Genomic DNA, 22,303 nt, shown 5'->3' with positions numbered 1-22,303 from the left:
CCCGTGCCGGGCCGGGGCACTTGTCGCGCACCCCTGCCCCGTGTTCCCGTCCGGCGGTGCTCAGTGGATGATCCCCGTGCGCAGGGCCACCGCCACCATCCCGGCGCGGTCACCCGTGCCCAGCTTGCGGGCGATTCGGGCGAGGTGGCTCTTGACGGTGAGTGCGGACAGGCCCATCGAGACGCCGATGGCCTTGTTGGACTGGCCCTCGGCGACCAGGCGCAGCACCTCGACCTCACGGCCCGACAGCTCGCGGTAGCCGCCCGGGTGGCTCGGGGCACCCGGGGGGCGGCGGTGCATACGGGCTGCGGCGGCGCCGATGGGGGCGGCGCCCGGTCGGGTGGGGAGCCCGATATTGGTTCGCGTGCCGGTGACGACATACCCTTTCACGCCGCCGGCGAGGGCGTTGCGGACGGCGCCGATGTCGTCCGCGGCGGAGAGGGCGAGGCCGTTGGGCCAGCCCGCGGCGCGGGTTTCGGACAGGAGTGTGAGGCCGGAGCCATCCGGCAGGTGGACGTCGGCGACGCAGATGTCGCGGGGGTTGCCGATGCGGGGACGAGCCTCCGCGACGGACGAGGCCTCGATGACGTCGCGAACACCGAGCGCCCACAGATGGCGGGTGACGGTGGAGCGGACGCGGGGATCGGCCACGACCACCATCGCGGTCGGCTTGTTCGGGCGGTAGGCGACCAGGCTTGCGGGCTGCTCGAGGAGAACGGACACCAGGCCTCCTGGGGTGCGGGACGGGGCCGGCTCGTGGGGGGTGAACGGGACGAACCGTGCTTTCAAGGTCACAGTCGTCTTCGGCACCCGGCGCGTGCTTCTTTAGGAAGTGATCACGATTTGGTGAGTAACAATCCGTGCAATTCGGACACGCTGTCGATCATCCAGGGATCGAACGGGGTCGCTCCGCGTCGATACGGGTCCGAAAGTGGCCGTATCGACAAAGAGTCAGCGGCAAAAGGGTGACGCGAGCGACAGGTGGCATGATCGCGCCGAAACCGTGGGTGGAGGGCGCCGGGGGAGTGCGCGGCACCGCACGCGCTGACGGGCTCCTGCGGTTTCGATGGCGCCCTGGTCGTGCCGAGGGGCGGCGGTGCTGGGGTGCCGGGTGTGGTCGTGCGGGGCGTCGAGCGGTTGCGCCGCGCGTAGGCGGACGGGCCGCTGCCGCTGCCGTGCTCCCGGACGCGGCTCGGGCTGTGCCGCGGGGCGGTCGTGCCGGGGGTATCGGTGCCTCGGGCGGTCCCCTGTTTCGGGCTCGCCTGCGGAGCTGTGTCCGCCGGTGTGGCGCCCTGCGGGCGGGTAGCGGCGAGCGCGGTGGTTCTCGCGCCGGGCTTGCGGCTGTGGTCTCGGGTGGCTTGCCGGTGCGGCCCTCCGCTTGCTGACGGACCGCTGTGTGTGGGGGTGTGGCTTTGGCCGTTCTTGCGTGGCGGCCTCGTCGGCGGTTCCCGCGCCGGGCTTGCCTTGTGGTCGGCTGTGTCCGCCGGTGTGGCGCCCTGCGGGCGGGTAGCGGCGAGCGCGGTGGTTCTCGCGCCGGGCTTGCGGCTGTGGTCTCGGGTGGCTTGCCGGTGCGGCCCGTTGCTCGCTGACGGTGCTGTGTGGGGGATCTGGCTCGGGCCGTGCCTGTGTGGCGGCTTCGCCGGTGGTTCCCGCGCCGGGCTTGCCTTGTGGTCGGCTGTGTCCGCCGGTACGGCGCCCTGCCGCGCGCGGCCGCTGCCCCGCTCGTGGACGCGGCTCTGGCTGTGCCCGCTGGGGCGGCCGTGCCGGGCGTCGGGGCTCGCTGGCGGGCCCCCGTGCCGTCCTGCGTGCCCCCGTGCCGTCCGCGGCGCGGCCCCGCTCACGGCGGGCCGCTGCTGGCTTGCGGATGTGGTCCTGGGCCGTGCTTGCCCGTGGCCCCCACGGCGCCGGTGGGCCCCGCGGCCACCGGTGGGCCCCCGGCATGCCGACGGCCCCCGGCATGCCAACGGCCCCGGCACGCCGACGGGCCCCGGCCGTGGGGTGAATGGGTCGGCGGGGCCCGTCGCGTGCTGTGTCCGGCTAGCGCGACTGCGGACCCCGCCGCTGGGGGAGCGTCACCACGGACGCGTCGCCCGGTACCGCGGGGGGCAGGCCCGCGATCTGGGAGAGCAGGTCGCACCAGGCGGCGAGGTGCGAGGCAGTGTCGGGGACGCCGCCGAGGCCGTCGCGCGGGCTCCAGGAGGCCCGGATCTCGATCTGGGAGGCGGCCGGGCGCGTCGCGAGGCCGCCGAAGTAGTGGGAACTCGCCCGCGTGACGGTGCCGCTCGGTTCGCCGTACGCCAGTCCGCGGGACTGGAACGCCCCCGTCAGCCACGCCCAGCAGACCTCGGGGAGCAGCGGGTCGGTGGCCATCTCCGGTTCCAGCTCGGCCCGGATCAGCGTGACCAGACGGAAGGATCCCTCCCAGGCCTCGTGCCCCGCCGGATCGTGCAGGAGGATCAGGCGGCCGTCCGCCAGGTCCTCGTCGCCGTCGAGGACCGAGGCCTCCAGGGCGAACGCGTACGGGGCGAGCCGCTGGGGCGCGCGTGTGGGCTCGATATCGATCTCCGGCCGCAGCCGTGCGGCCCTCAGCGCCTCGACGGCCGCGCGGAACGGCAGCGGAGCCGCCTCCATCGCATCCCGGTCCCCCTCCTCCGCGTCGTCCATTCCGCCAGCGCCGTCCGACAGTCGTCCCTGTGCCGCAGCCATGCGGGGAAGAGTAAGGGGAACGGAGCCCGAGCGCAGGGAGAGACATCCCCTTTTTGGGGCTCGGTCCGCCTACGGTGCGCGCCCCTTCGGCTCACACACCGTTCCCGGGAAGCGGCGGTACCCGGAATCAGGGGCGGTGCCGATCGTGCGAGACTTTCCGTCGTGAGTGCCAACGCCAGCCCCTCGGGCCCCCAGCCGACCACCCCGCGCGACGCAGTCAGGGAATCAGCCTTCCTCAAGGCGTGCAGGCGCGAGCCCGTCCCGCACACGCCGGTGTGGTTCATGCGGCAGGCCGGGCGCTCCCTCCCCGAGTACCGCAAGGTGCGCGAGGGCATCCCGATGCTGGAGTCGTGCATGCGCCCGGAGCTGGTCACGGAGATCACGCTCCAGCCGGTACGGCGGCACAACGTGGACGCGGCGATCTTCTTCAGCGACATCGTGGTCCCGCTCAAGGCCATCGGTATCGACCTCGACATCAAGCCCGGCGTCGGCCCGGTCGTCGAGAACCCGATCCGCAGCCGCGCCGACCTCGCCCGGCTGCGCGATCTGACCCCCGAGGACGTCACCTACGTCACCGAGGCCATCGGTCTGCTCACCGCCGAGCTCGGCGAGACCCCGCTCATCGGCTTCGCGGGCGCCCCCTTCACCCTGGCGAGCTATCTCGTCGAGGGCGGCCCTTCGCGGACGTACGAGAACGCCAAGGCGATCATGTACGGCGACCCGCAGCTGTGGGCCGACCTGCTCGACCGGCTCGCCGACATCACCGCCGCGTTCCTCAAGGTGCAGATCGAAGCGGGCGCGAGCGCGGTGCAGCTCTTCGACTCGTGGGTGGGCGCCCTCGCACCCGCCGACTACCGGCGCTCGGTCATGCCCGCGTCCGCCAAGGTCTTCGAGGCCGTCAAGGGGTACGGCGTCCCGCGCATCCACTTCGGCGTCGGCACCGGCGAGCTGCTGCACCTCATGGGCGAGGCCGGCGCGGACGTCGTCGGCGTCGACTGGCGCGTCCCCCTCGACGAGGCCGCCCGCCGCGTCGGCCCCGGCAAGGCGCTCCAGGGCAACCTCGACCCGACGGTCCTCTTCTCTACCCAGGAGGCGGTGGAGGCCAGGACGCGCGACGTGCTCGACGCGGCCACGGGGCTCGAAGGCCACATCTTCAACCTGGGCCACGGCGTCATGCCCGCCACGGACCCCGACGCCCTGACCCGGCTCGTCGACTACGTCCACACCCGAACCGAGCGCCGGACGTATTGAGCCTGTCCGGCGGATCCCGCCGCTCTCTCCCCGCACGTCTCCAGCTCGACCGCGCCCGCCTGCCCCACAGCAGCCCGCGCGGCTCGGGCAGCCCGGGCGGCGGCGGGATGCCGGGCCGGAGCGGCCAGGCCGGCAGGATCTCCATGGCGTGTGCCTCCCGCTCGGCGCTGCATCGCGACGTCCGGGCGACGGCTTTCAATGGCCGGACTCGGCGTGCGCGCCGTGGTCGCCGAGCTGAGCTTCGAACCAGTCGTGCAGGGCGTCGACCAGTGCGGAGTCCTGCGTGGTGTAGGTCAGGGTGGCCCCGTCGGCCCGGTCCTCGTAGCGCACCTTGATGCGGTCGTACCCGTCCCGTAGTTCGGCGAGGCCGGGCATGTCGGTGCCGTGGATCCGGGCCGGGTCGGCGAAGTCTCCCCGGCTGAACGCCGCGGCCTCCTCGCGCAGGTGAGCGCGTATCAGTTCGATCTGCTCGGTGTCGCCGCTCTGGTCGGCCACGACATCCTGGATGCCCCCCGTTGCCGTGGGGCTGAAGCGGTGGGTGGTCTGCTCAAGGTCGAAGGGCATCACGGTTCTGCCTCGCTCGGCCACTAACGCCTGCCGCTCGGTCCGGCCCTCGCCCGGGTCCTGCTGGGAGCCGCCGGCCGCCAGGGCTACAGCTGTCACCGCGCCGGCGGCCACCACGCCCGCTCCGGCCACCAGGGCCCTGTGTCTGCTGTTACTCATCCAGTGCCTCCACCATCACATCGAGGGCGTGGAGTACGCCCGCTCGCTCATGGGCCGGGATCGAACCGAGCAGCCGGGAGAACCGCTCCCGTCGTGCCTCAGCCAGGTTCCGCGCCGCGCGCTGTCCCGCAGGGGTGAGCCGCAGGACAACGCCGCGCCCGTCGTCGGGAGCCGGGGCACGCTCCACCCAGCCACGGGAGGACAGCTGACCTACCAGTCGGCTCACGGTGCTCTTCTGCAGCCGCAGCCGACGCGTGAGTTCGACCTGCCGCAGCTCGCCTTCCTGTTCGAGCTCGCTCAAGGCATGTGCCTCGGAGACCGAGATCGGCCGGCCACAAGGGGTTGTTTCCGGCTGGTGCAGCCCGAAGGCGCGAACGAAGCTCCCCAGCGCCTCCTGAAGGGCGGCCGGGTCATCAGCCCTCTGATCCCTGGACATGGTTCGACCGTACAACCAGAAGGTTCGGTGGTGCAACCAGTTTCCCTGTTCCTCCGGTAGAGCCGCGCCCGAAGACGAGAGCCGGGCAGCGACAGGGGGACGACGCTTCGCTGTGTCGACACCGAGGCGCCCGGCCTCATGGGGGGCCGGGCGCCTCATCAGCGAAAGGTGTATGCCCTCGCGGTCACTTGAAGGACCGCAGGCGCAGGCTGTTGGTGACGACGAAGACCGAGGAGAAGGCCATGGCGGCGCCGGCGATCATGGGGTTGAGCATGCCGAGCGCGGCGAGTGGCAGGGCGGCGATGTTGTAGCCGAAGGCCCAGAAGAGGTTGCCCTTGATGGTGGCGAGGGTTTTGCGGGAGAGGCGGATCGCGTCAGCTGCCACTCGCAGGTCGCCGCGGACGAGGGTGAGGTCGCCGGCTTCGATGGCGGCGTCGGTGCCGGTGCCCATGGCCAGGCCGAGGTCGGCGGTGGCGAGGGCGGCCGCGTCGTTGACGCCGTCGCCGACCATGGCGACCGTGCGGCCCTGGGCCTGCAGCCGCTTGACGACGTCGACCTTGTCCTGGGGCAGGACCTCGGCGATGACCTCGTCGATGCCCACGGAGCGGGCGACGGACTCGGCGACGAGCTGGTTGTCGCCGGTCAGCAGGACGGGCTTCAGCCCGAGCGCGCGCAGGTAGGCCACGGCTTCGGCGCTGGTCTCCTTGATCGCGTCGGCGACGGTGAGGACACCGCGCGCCTCGCCGTCCCAGGCGACGGCCACCGCCGTACGCCCCTCGGCCTCCGCCGCGGCCTTGGCCTCGGCCAGCTCCCGCGGCAGCTCGATGACCCACTCTTCAAGGAGCTTCTCGCGGCCGACGAGTACGGCATGACCGTCCACGACGCCCTGGACGCCGAGGCCGGCGACGTTCTCGAAGTTCTCCGGCACGGGCAGGCTTCCGGCCTGCTCAGCAGCGCCGGCGGCGATGGCCTGGGCGATCGGGTGCTCGGAGGCGTGTTCCAGGGCGCCTGCCAGCCGGAGCAGTTCGTCCTTGTCCACGCCGGGTGCGGGGATCACGTCCTGAAGCTGCATCCGGCCGGTGGTGACGGTGCCGGTCTTGTCCAGGACGATGGTGTCGACGCGGCGGGTGGACTCCAGGACTTCGGGGCCCTTGATGAGGATGCCGAGCTGGGCGCCGCGGCCGGTGCCGACCATCAGGGCGGTGGGGGTGGCGAGCCCCAGCGCGCACGGGCAGGCGATGATCAGGACCGCGACGGCGGCGGTGAACGCGGCGGTGGCGTCGCCGGTGATGCCGAGCCAGGCGCCGAGGGTGGCCGCGGCGATCAGCAGGACCAGGGGAACGAAGACCGCGGAGATTCGGTCGGCCAGGCGCTGGACCTCGGCCTTGCCGTTCTGGGCATCCTCGACCAGCTTCGCCATGCGGGCCAGCTGGGTGTCGGCGCCGATGCGGGTCGCCTCGACGACCAGGCGGCCGCCGGCGTTCACGGTTGCGCCGGTGACGGCGTCGCCCACGCTCACGTCCACCGGCACGGACTCGCCGGTGAGCATGGAGGCGTCGACCGCCGAGGCGCCCTCGACGACGGTCCCGTCGGTGGCGATCTTCTCCCCCGGCCGTACGACGAACCGGTCACCGACCGTCAACTGCGCGACGGGAATACGTACTTCCTGGCCGCCTCGCAGCACCGAGACGTCCCTGGCGCCCAGCTCCAGCAGCGCCCGCAGGGCCGCGCCCGCCTTGCGCTTGGACTTCGCCTCCAGGTAGCGCCCGGCGAGGATGAACGCGGTGACGCCGGCTGCGGCTTCCAGGTAGATGGCGGAGGAGCCGTCGGAGCGGGAGATGGTGAACTCGAAGCCGTGCCGCATGCCGGGCATCCCGGCGTGCCCGAAGAACAGTGCCCACAGCGACCAGCCGAGCGCGGCGAGCGTACCGATGGACACCAGGGTGTCCATGGTCGCGGCACCGTGCCGGACGTTCGTCCAGGCGGCCCTGTGGAAGGGCAACGCCCCCCAGACGACCACGGGAGCGGCCAGTGTCAGCGACAGCCACTGCCAGTTGTCGAACTGCAGCGCCGGGACCATCGCCATCAGCACGACCGGCACCGAGAGCACCAGCGACACGTACAGACGCTGCCGCAGGGAGGCCAGCTCCCCGTCCGCCGCCGGTGCTGTCGGCGTCTGTGCTTCGCCTTCGTGCCCGTCCGCGGCGGTGGCGGGCGGCGGTGGCTCCTGGGCGGTGTAGCCGGTCTTCTCGACGGTGGCGATGAGGTCGGCGACCTCGATGCCGCCTGTGTAGGCGACCTTCGCCTTCTCGGTGGCGAAGTTGACGGTCGCCGTGACGCCGTCCATCCGGTTGAGCTTCTTCTCGATGCGGGCCGCGCAGGAGGCGCAGGTCATGCCGCCGATGGAGAGCTCGACCTCGGAGGTCGGCGCGGGTGCCGTGTCGGGAACGGCCTTCTCGGGAGCCGTGCTGGTCATGGGCGTGTCTCCAGGGGGAGGCCGGGGGAGTGCGGCGTCCGTATCAGCGGAGCGGTACATCCCGGCGCGGGAGGAATTCGCGTGTTCGGGGCCGTGGCCCCGGATCAGGCTGTCAGGCGCGGCCGACGAGCTCGTAGCCGGCCTCGTCGACGGCGGCACGGACGGCCGCCTCGTCGAGCGGGGCGGCAGAGGTGACGGTCACCTCGCCGGTCTTGGCCACGGCGCTGACCGCGGTGACCCCGTCCAGCGCGGAGATCTCCTGCGCGACCGCGCCCTCGCAGTGGCCGCAGGTCATGCCGGACACCTTGTAGACGGTGGTGACGCCGACGCCCTGGACGTCGACCGGGTCACCGGAACCGCAAGAGCCGCAGCAGGAGCCGGAGCTGGAGTTCGCCTGGGTGGTCATGGGCTACATCCTCGGAGTGTGGGTGCGTGGATCGCTTTTCGGGAGGGGCGTTGTATCCCGTCCCGTCCGTGACACCAACACTATACCCCCTAGGGGTATTCCGGTACCCGGGTGCCGGCCGCACGTTCGGCTCCGACTCGCTGTTCGCACTGCCGGACAACCCTGGCGCGGTGCCTGCCCCGCCGTCACGCTCATGGAGACCCGGACCCCGGGGCGCTCTCGGCAGCGCCCATGGGCCTGCTCTCCCGACGGCTCAGCGGACGATCAACGTGCCTGTCATGTTCGGGTGGAGGGTGCAGACGAAGCTGTATCGGCCGGCCTGCGAGGGGGCGGTGAACGACCCGGAATCTCCACCGGCGATGTTGCCCGTGTCGAAGGCTTCGCCTTTCGCGGCGGTGACGGTGTGGGCGGCGGAGTCCTTGTTCACCACGGTGATCTTCTCTCCGGGCTGCGCTTCCGGGTTCGCCGGGCTGAACGCGAAGTTCTCCATCGTGACGCTGGGCGAGGTCGAGGCGGGTTCGTCGTCCCCGCCGGAACAAGCGGTCGCGAGCAGCAGGACGCCTGTTGCTCCGAGCGCCAGCGGGACGGTACGCCTGCGCGGGCGTGGAGGCGACATCGGACCGGACCCTTCGGACGGGCGCCCGTACGTGGCCTGGGCCGGGGAACACGGAGACCGAGGCCGCCCGAGCGCGGGATCGCGTATGCCCATTGTCTCCGTCCCGCGCGATGAACACGAAACGGCGCTGGTGTGAGCCGGGGTGCCGCGCGGGGCCCTGTCACGGCGAGAGCCGCGATCACGAAACCGACACAGAGAGCCGGACCCGTCGGAGGGCCCCGCGTGAGCCGCGGCATGCGTCGTGCCGGGCGGAGGGATGCCGACCCGGTAAAGATCTCATGGGGCGGGGAGGTCTCCCATAGATACCCCCTGGGGGTAAGATGCGATTCCGATGACCAGTCGGCACGGCACAGGGGAACCCATGGAGATACGGGCAGCACACGGCGGCGGCATAGCCGTCCGCTGGGCGTACGGGGTATTCCTCACCCTGTGCGTTGCGCTGGCCGTGCTCGTCCACCACGAGACGTCCATGACGTCCATGACGTCCATGACGGCCCCGCCGCCCATGCCGGCTCCCGCCCACGCGGCTCACGCGATGCCCGAAGCGGCTCACGCGATGCCCGAAGAAGCTCACGCGGCGGTGGGCCACGAGGCGCCCTCCGCCTCGGATTCGCCCGCGCACGGCGTTGATTCCGGTGGCTGTGCCATGCCCGGCATGCAGCACTGCACCACGGCGAGCGTCGGTTCGGTGCAACTGGCTGCGCCGGGCCAGACCTCGCTCGCCCCGCCCGCGGACCCTGAGCCGACCGCGGAAAGCCGGGCCCCTGCCCGTGCGGTCGGCCGTGCCCCGCCTGATCTGTCCGTCCTCTCGCAACTGCGCATATAGGCCGCGCAGGACGGCGCGTGACCGCGTGATGTGCCGTCCCTCCGTGACCACATCGGCAGTTTCGAAACAGAGGACACAACACAATGAACGGAATCAATCGCCGATCCGTCCTGCTCGCCGGACTGGGAGCCGTCGGCGCCGGAGTACTCGCTGCCTGCACCGATGCGAGTGGCTCCGGCCGCAACGCCCTGGTCGACCCCTCCAGCTCAGCAGTCGCCGCGACAGAGAAGAAGCGCAGGAGCACCGGACGCCTGCAGAAGGTCACCCTGACGGCCGCACCGGCCACGATCGATCTGGGTGGCGGTGTCATGCCCAGGACCTGGGCCTTCGACGGACGCTCCCCCGGCAAGGAGGTCCGGCTTTCCGCCGGCGACACCCTGGTCGCCGAGCTGTCGAACCAGCTGCCGGACAAGACCGCCACGTCGATCCACTGGCACGGCATCGCGCTGCGCAACGACATGGATGGTGTGCCGCCCGCCACCCAGACTGCCGTCCGGGCCGGCTCCACCTTCACGTACCGATTCATCGCCGACGCGCCCGGCACGTACTTCTTCCACCCGCACGTCGGCGTCCAACTCGACCGCGGCCTGTACGCCCCGCTGATCGTCGAGGACCCCAGGGAGCCCCTCGCCTACGACGACGAGTGGGTCGTAGTCCTCGACGACTGGGTCGACGGCCTCACCGGCACACCCGACGAGGTCTTCACCGAGCTCAGGCAGGGCATGGGCGGCATGGCGGGCCACGACATGGGGGAGAGCGGCGGCTCCAGTGGCATGGCGGGCCACGACATGGGGGACATGGGCGGGATGGACATGGGGGACTCCGAGTCCCCCTCGGCCTCCGCCTCCTCATCCGGCGGAATGTCGATGAAGTTCATGCTCATGGGCGCCGAGAGCGACCTGCTCGGCGGCGACGCCGGCGACGTGAAGTACCCCCACCACCTGATCAACGGCCGGGTGGCGGCCGATCCGGACGTCTACACCGGCAAGCCCGGCAGGAAGGTGCGGCTGCGGATCATCAACGCGGGCGGGGACACCGCGTACCGGGTGGCCCTCGGCGACCACAGGCTGGCCATCACCCACACCGACGGCTTCCCGGTCCGGCACCAGGAGGTGGACGCCCTGCTCGTCGGCATGGGGGAGCGGTACGACGTGCTCGTCACCCTCGGGGACGGGGTCTTCCCGCTCGTCGCCGTCGCCGAGGGCAAGGACGCGAACGGGTTCGCCCTGGTGCGCACGGGCTCGGGCAGTGCCCCGAAGGCCACCGTCCGCCCGAAGGAACTCGACGGCGTGATCATGACGGCTTCCCAGCTGCGAGCCGCCGACGACGTGCGCCTGAAGTCCGCCGAGACGGACGTGACGCACCGGATTCAACTGACCGGGGGCATGGACAAGTACAACTGGGCCATCAACGGCAAGCCCTTCGACATGGACAACCCCGAGGCGAATGCGATCCTCATCGAGGAGGGGCAGCGCGTACGGCTCGACTTCGCCAACGACACCGACATGTGGCACCCGATGCACCTGCACGGCCACACGTACCGGATCGGCACCTCCGGTCCCCGTAAGGACACCGCGATCGTGCTGCCCAAGAAAAAGCTGTCCGTCTTCTTCGACGCAGACAACCCGGGCCAGTGGATGCTGCACTGCCACAACGCCTACCACGGCGAAGCCGGGATGATGGCGAACGTGGCCTATCCGGCCTGACCGTCCCCTTGCACCGGCCTGACCGTCCCCTCGCGCCGTCCGGGCGGGCCCATCGGCCGACGGTGGGTACGTCCGGTCCATTGCGGGTTGCGGCGGGCGGAGCATGTCCTTCGGTCCGCCCGCCGTGATATGCGGTCAGCTGATGACCGGGCCCGCGCCCGGCACGATGTCGACCGCGAGGCCGGGGGAGGGGCGCCTCGCTCCGGTGTCGTACACCTCAGGTCCGGGGCCGGCGGACCGGGCCTGACCAGCCGGGATGCCCGGACCTGGTAGGGCGATCACGCCTGCCGGCACTCCGGGGACGCCCTGTCCCGCGGGCCCGACTCCGCGTTGCTGTGGCGGCGAAGCGGTGGCCGTCGATTCCGGCGGCCGAGGGGTGCTGTCCGCTCCGGCGTCGAGTGCTCCGGCGGGGACGGACGTCGGCACCGCCACCTCACCTGGCGAGCGAGGCCCTGCGGTGTCCGCATGTCCGACCCTGATGTCGGCTGGTCCCTCGGATACTTCGATGGTCAGTCGCATGATCACTCTCCGGTTGTGGGTCAGCGCAGCCGCGCGAAACGCAGCTCGTAGCCGGTGGCGACAGAACCGGTGTTCCTGACCGTGATCCAGTACGTGAACAGTCCGTTGCCGTCGCGCTCGATCTCCACGGAGGAGGTGACCTTCCCACCGGCCGTCGTGGGCCGGGCCGACCAGTCGATGTGCCATACGGGCGACCAGCCGTACGTGAACAGGTACTGCGTCTGCCCTGGCTGGACGGACCCGTTGTACTGCACGCCGGTGACGTTCAGGTCGTACGGCGTCACCTGGTGGCGGTGCAGCGAGGTGTAACCGCCGCCGGTGAGCTCGGTGATCTCCCCGGGCTGTGCTTCGCGGCGCAGGGGGCCGATGGTGGTGTCGACCGACAGCAGCCCCTTGGTGGCGGCACGGAAGTCCGCCTCGAACCGGCGACGCAGCTGATCGATACGGTCGGCCAGGTCGTGGGCCCTGCTGAAGTCCTTGGTGAGCAGGCAGAAGCCGTGCTTGAACTGCTTCTGGGAGGCACTGGCGTGGGGAACCCGCGCCCCGTTGGCCCAGAGGAAGTTGTCGATCTCGAGGCGCTTGTTGTTGGCGCTGAAGGTGTTGCCGGACACGTTGGTGATGTTCGACAACAGGTTCATGTCGCCGACCTCGTCCGGCCCGATCGCACCCATGAGGTAGAGGTCGAGCTCGCAGTACTCACGCTGGTCCGACGCGAGCGAGACGCGTTGCCACTGCCCTCCGCCGATGTCCACCCAGTCGTGGACGTCGTAGTCCATGGGGGAGCGGTCGTCGTCGAACTCGGCCGCCCAGTGGGCGAATCCGCCCAGCATGTGGTCGGTCAGGTTGGGGCCGTTCTGGCTGTCGCGGTAGGGGACGAAGCTGCTCCAGCGGTGCCCCTGTTCCTGGAGCATGACGTACCGCCAGACGGGGAAGTGCCCCTGATTGAGGAAGAGGATCCCCTGGAGCTTGTTCGTGCCGAGAGCCGGACGGCTGCTGAAGACCGGGTAGCCGATGCCCTGTGTGTCGTTGTGGATCGGCCAGTACCAGGAGGATCCGCCCTGCGGGGGCATGCCGCTCGCCGTGTCCGTGAAGAAGGACACGAAGTCGTAGATGTCCGGGTTCTTGAGCCGGAACAGCTTGTACGCCCGGACGAAGTCCACCTCGGGCAGGCCGTTGACGGTCTGCACGAGGGTGCCGTCGTCCTGGATGACCTCGATGTCGCCGTAGTCGTGGATGGTTCCCTGGAAGGGCAGCTCCTGTCCGTTCTGCCCTGCCGTCCACTGCTCGTGCAGGCGTACCCGGTCGATGTTCATCATGTCGACGGAGTGCCGGTGGCTGTCGCTGACGCCCAGCGCTTCCGCGGGAGAGTCGGGGCCGTACGGCGCGACCACGTCGGTGCCGATGCCCTCGAACTCGCGCGGTACCAGTACCGCTTGGTCTTCCTTCGCCAGCTGGGCTTCCTCCAGCTTCTCCTTCACGTAGACGATCAGCGCGACCTGACCGGACTGTGCCTGGCCTCCCACGCGTCGCTGCCCGATGCCGACCCCGATGACGTTGGGGTCCGAGTAGAACCGGCCGCGTGCCCGCTCCAGCAGCTCGGCGGGCGTCGACTCAGCGGGGACCTGATACTTCTCCGCGCCTGGTTGTGCCGTGCCCTTCGGGGACATGTGTCCCTCCCTTCCGGCGGCAGGCGACAGCCACGAAAGCCCAAGGAGCGGTGGAATGAGAGTCGATCAGCATCTCGGTCGCATGCCCGGCCTCATCCTCCGTAGCGCGCTTCCCCCCAACCTGCGCTGTGTCGTGCCGCCTCTCCGGCAGTGCCGGTGTGCCCGACTATTCGGGTCTCCCTGGAATACGTCCGCCCATCGACTCGGTCAAGGCGTACACCCGGGAGAACTCGCGTCGGCGGCCGGACCGCAAGGCCGCTCGGTGAGGAGGCCGAGCGTGGTGGTCCCGGCTCATGACCGGGCTCTCTCACAATGAACCAGGAGCCGTGCGCCTTGTGCTGGGCTCCGTGGACGGCCATGTCGATGAGCGCGATCGGCGACGCGCTCGCGGGCTTCATGGAGCCGAGTCGCTCCCCGCTTGGAGGACATCGTCCCGACCACGAACCTCCCGAGGTTCCAGCAGAAGCCCTACTCACCCGAGCCGTACCTCGAAGGCGCCTACGTGTTCAAGTACGAGGGCAGGTACTACCTCCTCCAGGCCGCCTGGGACCGGACGTCGGCCCGTCCCGACGGCACCAGGCGGTACGCCTGCGACAAGCCCGGACCGGGGCGTCGGCAGCACCAGTACGACGCGGTCGTCGCCGTCTCGGACACCTTCGAGGGCCCGTACTCCCAGCGGTGGACCGCGGGTGTCGGCGCAGGCCACGACAACTTCTTCGTGGACCACCACGGCCGACCGTGGGCGACGTGCCTGGACCCAGCACGGCGATCGAACCGATCCGGGGAGGTGAGCCTCCCGGGAGATGGCTTGCTTTCGGGCCGTCGGCATGTGCGGGACTCGCGTCGAGGCCGGCTTCGCCGTCTCACCAGTGCGGCCGTGCCCGCCTGCCGAACAGCAGACCCCGTGGCTCCGGTGGCGGCGGGGTGCCGGGCCGGAGCGGCCAGGCCAGCAGCATGCCCGCGACGAAGCCGACGACGTGGGCCGTGTACGCCACCGTTCCGGCCGCGGAGATGCCCTCGCCCGACGAGTACACCGCCTGGAGCCCGAACCAGAAGCCCAGCACGATCCACGCGGGCAGCCGTAGCGGCAGGAAGATCAGGAACGGGACCAGGACCCAGACCCTGGCCTTCGGATACAGCACCAGATACGCGCCCAGCACCCCGGCGATCGCACCGGACGCGCCGATCAGCGGGTCGCTCGAGTCGGCGTTCGCGAGCGCGTAGCCGTACGCCGCCGCGTAGCCGCACGCCACGTAGAACAGCGCGAACCGCACATGCCCCAGCCGGTCCTCGATGTTGTTCCCGAAGATCAGCAGAAAGAGCATGTTGCCCAGCAGGTGCAGCCAGCCGCCGTGCAGGAACATCGCCGTGAGCACTGACAGCGGGGGCGACTTGTCGTAGTCCGGCGGGCCCAGCACACACCCGGGGCCCTGCTGTCCGACGAACGCCTCGCCCGTGGGCACCGCCCGCGGCAGCCGCTGGTGGATCAGCTCCTGAGGCACCGCCGCGTACTGCTCCAGGAAGGCGTGGAGGTGACACAGCTGCGTCACGCCGCTGTCGCCCGCCACCGAGCCGGCGAGACCCGGCATGAAGAGGAAGACGAGCACGTTGACGGCGATCAGCGTGTACGTCACGTACGGCGTGCGGCGCACGGGGTTCACGTCATGGACGGGGATGACCACAAGGGACGTGTGCCCCGGAAAGGGTGGGCGAACCGGTGAACACGCCCGTCCCCGGGTGCGTATGACCCTTCAACGCCCACGAAGCGAGAACTACGTGAGGAACAGGCGATGAACGACCGAGTCAACCCTTCGATGCACGCCACTCCCGACGGTGAGGCCGAGATCGCCCTGGTGCTGCGCCTGCCCTGGGAGGACGTGGCCCGGCTCGGCCAGGAGGCCGGCCGACTCGCCGCGCAGATGCAGCGGCCGGTGACCCTCGACGAGGCCGTCAGCCACCGGCTGCGCTCCGCGCGCGCGGCCGCCGCCCACGCGAAGCCGTCGGCCGAGCAGCCGCCCGCGATGTCCGCGAGCGCCTCCGTGTCGTCGCTGCCGTCGCGGCCGCCGGCGGAGCAGGCCCGGCAGGCGATCGAGCGGATCAACGGAACGGCTTAGCTCCGCTGGTTGGGCGGTTGGGCGCCGTGGGGGGCGCTGCGGGTTTGCGGCTGCGGGTTCGATGTGGCTGGGCGCGCAGTTCCCCGCGCCCCTGGGTGGGTGGGGCGCCACCTTACTCGGCATGGCGCCGAACTTCCGCCACCGCCTTCCTCGCCGCCACCAGTACCGGGTCCCACACTGGTGAGAACGGGGGTGCGTAGCCCAGGTCCAGGGTTGTCATCTGTTCCACCGTCATGCCTGCCGTCAGGGCGACCGCGGCGATGTCGACGCGTTTGCCCGCGCCCTCGCGGCCGACGATCTGGGTGCCGAGGAGGCGGCCCGTGCGTCGTTCGGCAAGCATCTTGACGGTCATGGGGGCGGCGTTCGGGTAGTAGCCGGCGCGGCTCGTCGACTCGATGGTGACCGTCACGTACTGGAGGCCCGCCCGGCGCGCGTCCTTCTCGCGCAGGCCGGTGCGGGCGATCTCCAGGTCGCAGACCTTGCTCACCGCCGTACCGACGACCCCGGGGAACGTGGCGTACCCGCCGCCGACGTTGGTGCCGATGATCTGCCCGTGCTTGTTGGCGTGCGTGCCCAGGGCGATGTGCCGTTCGCGCCCGGAGAGCAGGTCCAGGACCTCCACGCAGTCGCCGCCCGCCCAGATGTTCTCGTGGCCGCGTACCCGCATCGCCCGATCGGTGAGCAGGCCGCCGTGCTCGCCCAGGGGCAGCCCGGCCGCCCTGGCGAGCGCCGTCTCCGGGCGTACGCCGATGCCCAGGACCACCACGTCGGCCGGGTACTCGGCGTCGTCCGTGGCGACCGCCCGTACGCGGCTTCCCCCAAGCTCTCGGCTTCGCTCGAGCAGGGAGGTGCCCCCACCGCCCGTCAGCAGCTTGGTGACCTCGGCGTTGTTCACCATGGTGATGCCCATGCCCTCCATGGCCTCGTGCACCAGACGGCCCATGTCGGGGTCGAGCGTGGACATGGGCTCCGCGCCGCGGTTGACGACCGTCACCTCGTACCCGCGGTTGATGAGCGCCTCGGCCATCTCCACGCCGATGTAGCCGGCCCCGACCACGACCGCGCGGTGGCCCTCGGTGGCGGACAGCGTGTCGAGGAGGGCCTGGCCGTCGTCCAGGGTCTGGACCCCGTGGACGCCGGGGGCGTCGACCCCGGGCAGCGGCGGGCGGATCGGGCGGGCGCCGGTCGCGATCACGAGTTGGTCGTACGGCGTCCAGGACTCGGCCCCGGAGTCGAGGTCCCGCGCGCGGACGCGCGCTCCCGGGACATCGATCTCCGTGACCTCCGTACGCAGCCGCAGGTCGATCCCGCGCTCCCGGTGCTCCTCCGGCGTGCGGGCGACGAGCTGGTCCCGTTCTGTGACCTCGCCGCCCACCCAGTACGGGATGCCGCACGCCGAGAAGGAGGTGAAACGGCCGCGTTCGAACGCCACGATCTCCAACTCGTCCGGTCCCCGCAGCCGGCGTGCCTGCGACGCGGCGGACATGCCCGCCGCGTCACCGCCGACCACGACCAGTCGTTCCCGCCTGTCCCGCGTGTCCCTCGTACGGCTCATGCTCATGCGAACACGCTACGGGGGCGGGGCGCTTCAGGCCCGTTCGTCGTCCCGTCTCGGTCAGTCCTGGTTCAGCCCTGGTTCAGTCCTGTTCGCTGTCGGGCTGCGAGCGCCCGGTCTCCGGTGCCGGACGGGCTGTCGGCAGCGGCCCCAGCGGGGGCATCGGGGACGTGGTGGCCGGCCGCCGCTGCAGCCGGGGCCGTACGACCCGCACCCACAGCACCACCAGCAGGGCCAGGGACACCGCGAACGGCAGGACCGCGGCGACCGCGACCACCAGCCAGCGGAGCGCGGCGACGAAGGCGTTCCAGCCGCCCGCCAGCGCGTCCAGGACGCCCGGGTCCTCGTCCTTGTCGGCCTTCTTCACCGGGGTCTCGGAGAGCGAGAGCGTGATGGTGGCGAGGCTCGTGCGGTCCTTCAGGGACTGCTGCTGGGCGAGCAGGGACTCCAGGTCGGCCTGACGGCGGCTCAGCTCGCCCTCCAGGGTGACCACGTCGCTGAGCTTGGTCGCCTGGTCCATCAGCTCCCGGATACGGACCACGCTGGCCCGCTGCGACTTGATACGGCTGTCCACGTCGACGACCTGCTCGGTGACGTCCTCGGCCTTCTTCCTGCGGTCGATCAGCTTGCCCACGCCCTCCAGGTCGGCGAGGACCTCGTCGTACTCGCCGGTGGGCACGCGCAGGACGACACGGGTGCGCTCACGGCCGTCGCCGTCGCGGGTGGTGGTCTCGTTGCCGACGAAGCCGCCCGCGTTCTCGGTGGCGGTGCGGGCCTCGTCCAGGGCCTCCGGTACGTCCTTGACCTGCACGGTCAGTGAAGCCGTGCGGATGATGTGGCTCGCGGTGATGTCGGGCGCCTTGGTGGCCTGGGCCTGGTTCTGCCCGCTCTTGGCGCTGTCGGCGGCGCCCGCACCGGCGCCCTGCGCCGCCTCCTCATGCCCCGCGGCCTTGTCGGCCACGCCCGAACCGGCGGAGCCGTCGTCGGCGGCGCCGCTGCACCCCGTGAGCCCCAGGGCGGCGGCGAGGAACACCGCCGCCAGGATCCGCACCGGTCGCCCGGAACGTCGTACGCGCGTATCGGCCATGTCGGCTTACCCCCCGAGGGTCGTCGTGACTGACATTCCTTCGACGCCGGAGCGGGCCGGGACGTTGGCCGGTTCCGGTCGCGATGTGGTCACGGTCGGGACTCGCCCAGGACACCGGTCACCGGCTGGAGCAGCGGGACGTACGGCCGCCCGTCCGGCCGTCGGTGCGGTCTGAGAAGGTGGAGCCATGCGTGGATCAGCTGCGGACGCGGGACAGGTCGTCGTTATCGGAGGCGGGATCGCGGGGCTGGCAGCCGCGCACCGGCTGCTGGACCGTGGTGCGCGCGTGACCGTCCTGGAGGCCTCGGACCGGGTCGGCGGCAAGCTGCTGCCCGGCGAGATCGCGGGCGTACGGGTGGACCTCGGCGCCGAGTCGATGCTGGCACGCCGCCCCGAGGCGGTCGCACTGGCGCGCGAGGTGGGCCTCACCGACCGGCTCCAGCCCCCCGCCACGGCCACCGCCTCGATCTGGACCCGGGGCGCCCTCCGGCCCATGCCCAAGGGCCACGTCATGGGCGTGCCCGGCACCGCGTCCGCGCTCTCGGGGGTGCTCTCCGACGAGGGTCTGAAGCGCATCGAGCGCGACGCGGACCTGCCCCGCACGGAGTTCGGCGACGACGTGGCGGTGGGGGAGTACGTGGCGGCCCGTCTCGGCCGTGAGGTCGTCGACCGCCTGGTGGAACCCCTCCTGGGGGGCGTCTACGCGGGCGACGCCTACCGCATCTCGATGCGCTCGGCCGTCCCCCAGCTCTTCAGGGCGGCCCGCACCCACGCGTCCCTGACGGAGGCCGTCCGCGAGATCCAGGCCGGGGCCGCCGCCCAGCAGACCGGGCCGGTCTTCATGGGCATCGAGGGCGGAGTGGGCCGACTGCCGCTCGCCGTGGCCGAGTCGGTGCGCGCGCGGGGCGGCGAGATCCTGACCGGGACACCGGTGACCGGGCTGCGCAGGGCGGACGAGTCGTGGCGTGTCGTCACCGGTGACCGGGTGCTGCACGCCGACGCGGTCGTCGTGGCCGTCCCCGCCCCGGTCGCCGCCGTGCTGCTGCGCGCCGAGGCGCCCGCCGCCGCGGCCGAGCTGGCCGCCGTCGAGTACGCCTCGATGGCCCTCGTGACCCTCGCCTACCGCCGCGCCGGCACGGCCCTCCCCGAGGGCAGCGGTTTCCTCGTACCCCCGGTCGACGGGCGGACCATCAAGGCGTCCACCTTCGCCTCCCGGAAGTGGGGCTGGATCGCGGACGAGGACCCCGGTGTCCTCGTGCTGCGGACCTCCGTCGGGCGGTACGGCGAGACGGAGATCCTCACCCGCGACGACGAGCACCTCGTGGCCGTCTCCCGGCACGACCTGCGCGAGGCCACCGGGCTGACCGCCGAGCCCGTCGAGACCCGCGTCACCCGGTGGAACGACGGGCTGCCCCAGTACCCCGTCGGCCACCACGCGCGCGTGGCCCGTGTCCGCGAGCACGTGGCGAAGCTGCCCGGCCTGGCCGTGTGCGGCGCGGCGTACGACGGTGTCGGCATCCCGGCCTGCGTCGCGAGCGCGTACGCCGCGGTGGACCAGCTGCGCGGTGATCTCGCCGGTGTGGAGCAGCTCACCGCCGACCCGGTGCAGAGCCTGCACGGCGGAGCGGGAGAATAGGCACATGAGTGACGACGCCCCCACCACCGACGCGGCCCGGATCCCGAACAAGGGCAAGCTGGCCAAGGACCTGAACGAGGTCATCCGCTACACGCTCTGGTCGGTCTTCAAGCTGAAGGACGTGCTCCCCGAGGACCGCGCGGGATACGCCGACGAGGTCCAGGAGCTCTTCGACCAGCTCGCCGCCAAGGACGTGACGATCCGCGGCACGTACGACGTGTCGGGGCTGCGCGCCGACGCCGACCTCATGATCTGGTGGCACGCCGAGACGAGCGACCAGCTTCAGGAGGCGTACAACCTCTTCCGCCGCACCCGGCTGGGCCGCGCGCTCACGCCCGTGTGGTCGAACATGGCGCTGCATCGCCCCGCCGAGTTCAACCGCTCGCACATCCCGGCGTTCCTCGCCGACGAGACGCCCCGCGACTACGTCAGCGTCTACCCCTTCGTGCGCAGCTACGACTGGTATCTGCTGCCCGACGAGGACCGCCGCCGTATGCTCGCCGACCACGGCAAGATGGCCCGCGGCTACCCCGACGTGCGCGCCAACACGGTGGCGTCGTTCTCCCTCGGCGACTACGAGTGGATCCTGGCCTTCGAGGCCGACGAGCTCTACCGCATCGTCGACCTCATGCGCCATCTGCGTGCCTCGGAGGCCCGTATGCACGTCCGCGAGGAGGTCCCGTTCTACACGGGCCGCCGCAAGTCGGTGGCCGAGCTGGTCTCCGGACTCGCCTGACAGGCCCTACCGGGAGCGGCCGCCCCGGGCCTTCGGCCTGGGCTCCGGGTGCGGGCCGCACGCCGCGTGCCGCTCCGGGAGGCGGCCCTCCAGGAGGTACGCCTCCATATAGCCGTTCACGCACGGGTTCTCCCCGCCCCCGATGCCGTGCGTGCCCGCCTCCCGCTCGGTCACCAGCACCGAGCCGGACAGCCGCCGGTGCAGTTCGAGTGCCCCTTCGTACGGTGTCGCCGCATCCCGTTCGGCGGCCATGATCAGTGTCGGCGGCAGTTCACCGGGGCCCGTGCGGACATCGAGTGGCTGCTGCCGGGGCACCGGCCAGAACGCGCACGGCAGGTTCATCCACGCGTTGTCCCAGGTCTCGAAGGGCGCCGTGCGCGCGAGCCGCGTGTTGTCGCGGTCCCAGACGCGCCACTCGGTCGGCCAGGGCGCGTCGTTGCACTCGACGGCCGTGTAGACCGCCTGGGCGTTCTCCTCCGGGACGGCGGCCCCCGGCTGCGGAGCGGCCAGCCGGACCAGCGGCTTCGGGTCGCCCTTCAGATACGCGGACAGCGCCTGCGCCCGCGAGGGCCAGACGTCGTCGTAGTACGCGGCCTTCAGCAGGGCGCCGTGCAGCTGCGCCGGCCCCACCTTGCCGCCCGCGGGCCTGGACGCCAGCCGCGCCCGCGCCCGCTCGTAGCTCTTCAGCACCTCCTTCGGGGTGTTCCCGAGCCCGTACGCCCGGTCGTGCCGGGCCACCCACGCCCGGAAGTCCGCCCAGCGGCCCTCGAAGGCGGCCGACTGGTCGAGGTTGTTGTGGTACCAGACCTGGTGGGGCGAGGGGTTCACCGCCGAGTCGAAGACCATGCGGCGCACGTGCGAAGGGAACATCGCCGCGTACAGGGCGCCGAAGTACGTGCCGTACGAGGCACCCAGGAACGTCAGCCGGTGCTCGCCCAGCGCGGCCCGCAACACGTCCAGGTCACGCGCGTTGTTGAGCGAGTGGTAGTGCCGCAGCTTGCTGCCGCTCCGCTTCGCGCAGCCGCGCGCGTACGCCCTGGCCTGGGCGGCGCGCTCCTTCTTGTAGGCCTTCGAGGGGTGCGTCGGGGACTTCGAGGGCGCCTGCTGGAAGCGTCGCGGGTCCTGACAGGACAGCGGTGCCGAACGGCCCACCCCGCGGGGCGCGTACCCGACCAGGTCGTACGCGGCCGCGAGCCGCTTCCACTCCGGGACGCGGCCGGCCAGGGGGAAGGCCATGCCCGAGGCGCCGGGCCCGCCGGGGTTGTAGACGAGGGCGCCCTGCCGCGCCACCTTCTTCCCGCCGGGGCCCTTGCCCGTGGCCTTGATCCGGCTCACGGTCAGCTTGATCCTCCTGCCGTCGGGACGGGCGTAGTCGAGGGGCACCGTGACCGTGCCGCACCGGAGACCGGCGGGCAGTTCCTGGTGCCCGGGGCACCTGCCGAACCGGATGCCCTCGTCCTCGGCCCGCTGGGCGGCGAGCACGGTGCCGCGCGTCTCGGCGGCGGGCCGGACGGCGGCCCGGACGGCGGGCCACCGGTCGTCACCGCCCGCCGGGGCGGCGACCAGGGCGGTCAGGACCAAGGACCCGGCGGTTCCGTAGAGCACGACAGCTCTCATCGCGTATCCCTTCAGCGCGGCGGCAATAAAAGGGATATTTCGTTCGAAGGGGAGGGAAGTAAAGCAACCGGGCCGCCGGGGGAGGGGGCATTGCCCCTGATAGCGCCCGTGGCCCGGGTGCTACCCCTGATCCGCGTCCTTGGGGCGGGTCGCCGCGGGCGGCAGGCTGTACGCGGCCGGGGACGGCGTCACCGGGACCGGGGACCCGGGGTCGTCGATCGGACCG

Annotated in this window: 18 protein-coding genes and 1 pseudogene; 7 read left to right on the top strand and 12 right to left on the bottom strand. The window is 71.5% G+C overall.

Features of this window, described 5'->3' with window-relative positions; all coding sequences use genetic code 11:
* Positions 1 to 60: 60 nt before the first annotated feature.
* Both FNH04_RS13215 and FNH04_RS13210 read right to left on the bottom strand, forming a co-directional pair.
* Positions 61 to 723, bottom strand: coding sequence for a response regulator transcription factor (locus FNH04_RS13215; protein WP_030041211.1), 663 nt, complete (start codon positions 721 to 723; stop codon positions 61 to 63).
* A gap of 1,314 nt (positions 724 to 2,037) precedes the next feature.
* Positions 2,038 to 2,706 carry a DUF3000 domain-containing protein gene (locus FNH04_RS13210; RefSeq protein WP_152783704.1) on the bottom strand — a complete coding sequence of 223 codons (669 nt, stop codon included), beginning with the start codon at positions 2,704 to 2,706 and terminating at the stop codon, positions 2,038 to 2,040.
* A 162-nt stretch (positions 2,707 to 2,868) separates the two neighbouring features.
* On the opposite strand from FNH04_RS13210, the gene hemE reads away from it, so the two are divergent.
* A complete protein-coding gene (gene hemE, locus FNH04_RS13205; protein ID WP_322722998.1) occupies positions 2,869 to 3,957 on the top strand; it encodes a uroporphyrinogen decarboxylase in 1,089 nt (362 codons plus the stop codon).
* 195 nt (positions 3,958 to 4,152) lie between these two features.
* Here hemE and FNH04_RS13195 read toward each other — a convergent pair whose 3' ends face one another.
* From FNH04_RS13195 to FNH04_RS13175, 5 genes are all read right to left on the bottom strand, one after another.
* Positions 4,153 to 4,680, bottom strand: a complete 528-nt coding sequence (locus FNH04_RS13195; RefSeq protein WP_152783702.1) for an aspartate carbamoyltransferase — start codon at positions 4,678 to 4,680, stop codon at positions 4,153 to 4,155.
* On the bottom strand, positions 4,673 to 5,116 hold the full coding sequence (locus FNH04_RS13190) for a MarR family winged helix-turn-helix transcriptional regulator (RefSeq protein ID WP_152783700.1): 444 nt from the start codon (positions 5,114 to 5,116) through the stop codon (positions 4,673 to 4,675). The genes FNH04_RS13195 and FNH04_RS13190 overlap by 8 nt, the downstream gene beginning before the upstream one ends.
* Positions 5,117 to 5,300: 184 nt before the next feature.
* Complete coding sequence (locus FNH04_RS13185; RefSeq protein ID WP_152783698.1) at positions 5,301 to 7,592, bottom strand: heavy metal translocating P-type ATPase; 2,292 nt, start codon at positions 7,590 to 7,592, stop codon at positions 5,301 to 5,303.
* A 112-nt stretch (positions 7,593 to 7,704) separates the two neighbouring features.
* Positions 7,705 to 7,998, bottom strand: a complete 294-nt coding sequence (locus FNH04_RS13180; protein ID WP_152783696.1) for a heavy-metal-associated domain-containing protein — start codon at positions 7,996 to 7,998, stop codon at positions 7,705 to 7,707.
* Between the two features lie 253 nt (positions 7,999 to 8,251).
* On the bottom strand, positions 8,252 to 8,614 hold the full coding sequence (locus FNH04_RS13175) for a cupredoxin domain-containing protein (protein WP_152783694.1): 363 nt from the start codon (positions 8,612 to 8,614) through the stop codon (positions 8,252 to 8,254).
* A gap of 331 nt (positions 8,615 to 8,945) precedes the next feature.
* Between FNH04_RS13175 and FNH04_RS13170 the strand changes: the two genes are divergently transcribed.
* Together FNH04_RS13170 and FNH04_RS13165 are read left to right on the top strand one after the other, a co-directional pair.
* A complete protein-coding gene (locus FNH04_RS13170; RefSeq protein ID WP_228031338.1) occupies positions 8,946 to 9,440 on the top strand; it encodes a DUF6153 family protein in 495 nt (164 codons plus the stop codon).
* A gap of 83 nt (positions 9,441 to 9,523) precedes the next feature.
* Positions 9,524 to 11,146, top strand: coding sequence for a multicopper oxidase family protein (locus FNH04_RS13165; protein ID WP_152783690.1), 1,623 nt, complete (start codon positions 9,524 to 9,526; stop codon positions 11,144 to 11,146).
* A gap of 539 nt (positions 11,147 to 11,685) precedes the next feature.
* Here the strand turns inward: FNH04_RS13165 and FNH04_RS13160 are convergent.
* The gene (locus FNH04_RS13160; RefSeq protein WP_152783688.1) at positions 11,686 to 13,332 is read right to left on the bottom strand and encodes a hypothetical protein; all 1,647 of its coding nucleotides are present in this window, start codon (positions 13,330 to 13,332) and stop codon (positions 11,686 to 11,688) included.
* 418 nt (positions 13,333 to 13,750) lie between these two features.
* On the opposite strand from FNH04_RS13160, the pseudogene FNH04_RS47555 reads away from it, so the two are divergent.
* Positions 13,751 to 14,084 (top strand): annotated as a pseudogene (locus FNH04_RS47555) (family 43 glycosylhydrolase); the annotation flags it as partial.
* Between the two features lie 111 nt (positions 14,085 to 14,195).
* Here FNH04_RS47555 and FNH04_RS13150 read toward each other — a convergent pair.
* Positions 14,196 to 15,014 (bottom strand): rhomboid family intramembrane serine protease, encoded by an 819-nt coding sequence (locus FNH04_RS13150; RefSeq protein WP_322722997.1) that lies wholly within the window; start codon positions 15,012 to 15,014, stop codon positions 14,196 to 14,198.
* Between the two features lie 108 nt (positions 15,015 to 15,122).
* Between FNH04_RS13150 and FNH04_RS13145 the strand changes: the two genes are divergently transcribed.
* Positions 15,123 to 15,446, top strand: coding sequence for a hypothetical protein (locus FNH04_RS13145; RefSeq protein ID WP_152783686.1), 324 nt, complete (start codon positions 15,123 to 15,125; stop codon positions 15,444 to 15,446).
* Between the two features lie 112 nt (positions 15,447 to 15,558).
* Here the strand turns inward: FNH04_RS13145 and FNH04_RS13140 are convergent, their stop codons facing one another.
* Positions 15,559 to 17,007 carry an FAD-dependent oxidoreductase gene (locus FNH04_RS13140; RefSeq protein ID WP_152783685.1) on the bottom strand — a complete coding sequence of 483 codons (1,449 nt, stop codon included), beginning with the start codon at positions 17,005 to 17,007 and terminating at the stop codon, positions 15,559 to 15,561.
* Between the two features lie 76 nt (positions 17,008 to 17,083).
* Positions 17,084 to 18,088 carry a DUF4349 domain-containing protein gene (locus FNH04_RS13135; RefSeq protein WP_152783683.1) on the bottom strand — a complete coding sequence of 335 codons (1,005 nt, stop codon included), beginning with the start codon at positions 18,086 to 18,088 and terminating at the stop codon, positions 17,084 to 17,086.
* Positions 18,089 to 18,275: 187 nt separating this feature from the next.
* Between FNH04_RS13135 and hemG the strand changes: the two genes are divergently transcribed.
* Together hemG and hemQ are read left to right on the top strand one after the other, a co-directional pair.
* Positions 18,276 to 19,724 (top strand): protoporphyrinogen oxidase, encoded by a 1,449-nt coding sequence (hemG, locus tag FNH04_RS13130; protein ID WP_152783681.1) that lies wholly within the window; start codon positions 18,276 to 18,278, stop codon positions 19,722 to 19,724.
* A gap of 4 nt (positions 19,725 to 19,728) precedes the next feature.
* The gene (hemQ, locus tag FNH04_RS13125) at positions 19,729 to 20,460 is read left to right on the top strand and encodes a hydrogen peroxide-dependent heme synthase (RefSeq protein WP_152783679.1); all 732 of its coding nucleotides are present in this window, start codon (positions 19,729 to 19,731) and stop codon (positions 20,458 to 20,460) included.
* Between the two features lie 6 nt (positions 20,461 to 20,466).
* Here the strand turns inward: hemQ and FNH04_RS13120 are convergent, their stop codons facing one another.
* A complete protein-coding gene (locus FNH04_RS13120; protein WP_152783677.1) occupies positions 20,467 to 22,077 on the bottom strand; it encodes an alpha/beta hydrolase in 1,611 nt (536 codons plus the stop codon).
* Positions 22,078 to 22,303: the final 226 nt, after the last annotated feature.

It is taken from the genome of Streptomyces phyllanthi (assembly GCF_009377205.1).
GTDB classification, from domain to species: Bacteria; Actinomycetota; Actinomycetes; order Streptomycetales; family Streptomycetaceae; genus Streptomyces; species Streptomyces phyllanthi.
This window is presented reverse-complemented; position numbering and strand designations above follow the sequence as displayed.